This window comes from Ruminococcus sp. CAG:379 (genome assembly GCF_000434255.1).
Lineage (GTDB): Bacteria > Bacillota > Clostridia > Oscillospirales > Ruminococcaceae > Ruminococcus_F > Ruminococcus_F champanellensis.
Window position 1 is genome coordinate 69,261 of sequence record NZ_FR894924.1, and the last position, 3,054, is coordinate 72,314.

Below are 3,054 nucleotides of genomic sequence, written 5' to 3' on the forward strand. Positions count from 1 at the left end.
GACGTGTGATGGTGTCAAAGGGGTATTCACCGGGCTGTGCCTCGGAAATCAGGCGCTTGACCGAGTCGATACCCAATCCGCTCAGATTGTCCGGGTTGTAGGACAGATACACCAGGAATGGCCATACCTCATAGTAATTCCGTCCGTGGGGCAGGGTCAGGCTCAGATTGCGGATGTATGGCTCAAACCAGCAGGTCTGGGTGGTGCCGTCGTAGTATTCGCTGCCCAGATACATTTCCCGGAACCAGTTTGCCAGCGGCTCCCACCAGGCACCGGTAATGTCCTGATCCACCCACGCCTTCTGGTGAAGGGTCACTACATGACCGAATTCATGGGCGATGGTCAGTTCGTCCAGCATGGCGTTGGGGCTGATGATCTCGATCCCGTAGCCGTCCTCCGCACTCATGAACGCCCAGCCATCCGGGTACTGATCCAGACCTGTATAGGTCAGGTATACGTTGGTTTTATACTTTTGGGTGCTGTTCCCGTACATGTCCACATTTAGGTTCTCCATACCCAGGTACTGGGTGTAGCACTGCCAGAGCTTTTCGTAATCCGCCAGATTCCGCTGTAAAAATGCGTCATTGACCTGGCCGGTGGTGTCGTTGTTTCCGTAGAAAATAACGAAATGCTCGGATTCCACATAATTTGCGGTGGTACAGTAGCCCCATTTGTCACGGATCAGATACGCTTCGTCCGCGGCAAATACGCTTGTGGGCATCAGCTGGAGCATGGATGCTGCCAGAATGCCGCTGGTCACAATTGCTGTTGCTTTGGTTTTCATAACCTTTCTCCCCCTGTTTCATGCGGACAGCATGGCGCTTGCTTTGTGATTATGCGCAATGCTGCCTTTGTGGTCCGCTGCGTTGCGGATGATACTGCAGGCACAAGCAGGCAAGCCTGCCCAGCGCAGAATGGTATTCGGGCAGCACTTCATAAACTTTGCGTGGTGCTGCCCCGGCTCGTACACTGCATTGTACGCTGCGAAGAATACACGCACTTTATTGTAACTGATCATTCATACAATGTCAATGATTATTTATAACACAGTTCATGATTTATTGTGATATTTTCATGAAACGCCGCACAAAGCATATGTGGCGCTGTTTTATAAATATATGAAAAACAGGGGCTTGAAAAAAAGACGCAGATGTGGTATGCTATATCTTGTGTAGGTGTTTGTATACAATACCTACTTATGCAGACCCGAAGGAAAGGAACACAGGTATGGAACAGGAAATCCAGACAGTCCGGGAACGGCTTGCCGCATCCGACGAACAGCCCCTTGCCATGGTGCAGAGCTTTGGCTGTCAGCTGAATATGACGGACGGAGAGAAGCTCAAGTGGTTGTTGCTGTCCATGGGCTATGGCTTGACAGAGGAACCGGAGCAGGCGGATCTGATCCTGCTGAATACCTGTGCGGTGCGGGAGCATGCGGAGGATCGGGTGTTCGGACACCTGGGACAGTTAAAACCCTATAAGCAGAAAAAGCCAGGGCTTATCATTGGGCTTTGCGGATGCATGACGGCGGAGGAGCCTGTTCGGGAAAAGCTGAAGGCGTCCTACCCCTATGTAAATCTGGTGGTGGGTACCGGGGCGCTGGAGCGCCTGCCTGCGATGCTGCTGGAGATCCTGGAGGGGAAAAAGCACAGTGTGGACGCTACCGTCCAGTCCGCCCCTTCCGAGGAGCTGTCCCAGGTGCGCAGCTGCTCCTTCAAGGCGTCCGTGCCCATTATGTACGGCTGCAACAATTTCTGCACCTACTGCATCGTGCCCTATGTGCGGGGCAGGGAGCGAAGCCGGGATCCGAAGGTTATTGAGCAGCAGGTACGGGAGCTGGTATCCCAGGGCTGCAAAGAAATCCTCCTGCTGGGGCAGAATGTAAATTCCTACGGGAAGGATCTGTCGGATGGCATTCGCTTTCCGGAGCTGCTCCGTCGGCTGGATGCCATTGAGGGGGAGTATTGGATCCGATTCATGTCCTCCCATCCCAAGGATGCCACGCCGGAGCTGATTGACGTGATCTGTGACAGCCGGCATGTGGAAAAGCATCTGCATCTGCCGGTACAGAGCGGCAGTGACTCGATCCTGCATGCCATGAACCGGTGCTACTCGGTGGAGAAGTATCTGGAAACGGTACGGTATGCCCGTTCCCGTGTGCCGGATTTTGCGCTGACTACGGATATTATCGTGGGATTCCCCAACGAAACAGATGAGGAATTTTCTGCTACTCTGGGTTTGCTGGAACAGGTGGGGTATGATAATGTATATTCCTTTATCTACTCACCCCGCAGCGGCACCAAGGCGGCACAGATTGCGGATCACACCCCGGCGCAGGTGAAAACTGCCCGGATGCAGCAACTGCTGGCGCAGCAGCGTGAAACCTCCACAAGACTGTACCGGCGGNNCCACAAGATTGTACCGGCGGTTTCTGGGCAGGACGATGCAGGTGTTGTTTGAAGGGGTCAGCCGCAAAGGCGCTCCCTGGCTTACCGGGAAAAGCACAGAAGGCGTGATCGTGGAAGCAAAGGGGGATCCCACCCGGATCGGAACCTTTGCGGACGTTCACATAGAGGAAACGAAAAATTGGGCAGTGCTGGGAACGATCCTGGACTGACCCGAAGATAAGGAGTCTTTGAAATGGAAAACGAACAGATGGATATTATTGCAATGACCAGAAAGCTGGGAGCTATGCTCCAGCAGGATGACCGGTACACCGCATATCACCTGGCAAAGCAGGCAAACGACCAGGACGAGGATCTGCAGAAGCTGATCGGGGAATTCAACCTCAAGCGCATGGAGCTGAACTCGGAAATGTCCAAGCCGGACAAGGACCGGGACAAGCTGACTGCTCTGGACGGCAAGATCAAGGAGCTGTACGGTCAGATCATGGCAAACAAGAACATGGCGGTATTCAATAATGTGAAGAATGCCATGGATGAGCTGCTGTCCCAGATCAATATGATTATTACCATGAGCGCCAACGGCGAGGATCCGGCAACCTGTTCCGTGGAGCATAGCTGCGGCGGAAACTGCAGCAGCTGCGGCGGCTGC

At 53.7% G+C, this 3,054-nt stretch carries 4 protein-coding genes; 3 read left to right on the top strand and 1 reads right to left on the bottom strand.

Annotated elements, in window-relative coordinates:
- The coding region (locus tag QVO51_RS10040) for a DUF6055 domain-containing protein (protein ID WP_288168152.1) at positions 1-784 on the bottom strand (784 nt) is incomplete at its 3' end.
- Positions 785-1,320: 536 nt separating this feature from the next.
- Between QVO51_RS10040 and miaB the strand changes: the two genes are divergently transcribed.
- The 3 genes from miaB to QVO51_RS10055 all read left to right on the top strand — a co-directional run.
- Positions 1,321-2,460, top strand: coding sequence for a tRNA (N6-isopentenyl adenosine(37)-C2)-methylthiotransferase MiaB (gene miaB / locus QVO51_RS10045; RefSeq protein ID WP_441295921.1), 1,140 nt, complete (start codon positions 1,321-1,323; stop codon positions 2,458-2,460).
- On the top strand, positions 2,450-2,617 hold the full coding sequence (locus QVO51_RS10050; RefSeq protein ID WP_288168153.1) for a hypothetical protein: 168 nt from the start codon (positions 2,450-2,452) through the stop codon (positions 2,615-2,617). Before miaB ends, QVO51_RS10050 begins: the two co-directional genes overlap by 11 nt.
- Positions 2,618-2,640: 23 nt before the next feature.
- The coding region (locus QVO51_RS10055) for a YlbF family regulator (RefSeq protein ID WP_288168154.1) at positions 2,641-3,054 on the top strand (414 nt) is incomplete at its 3' end.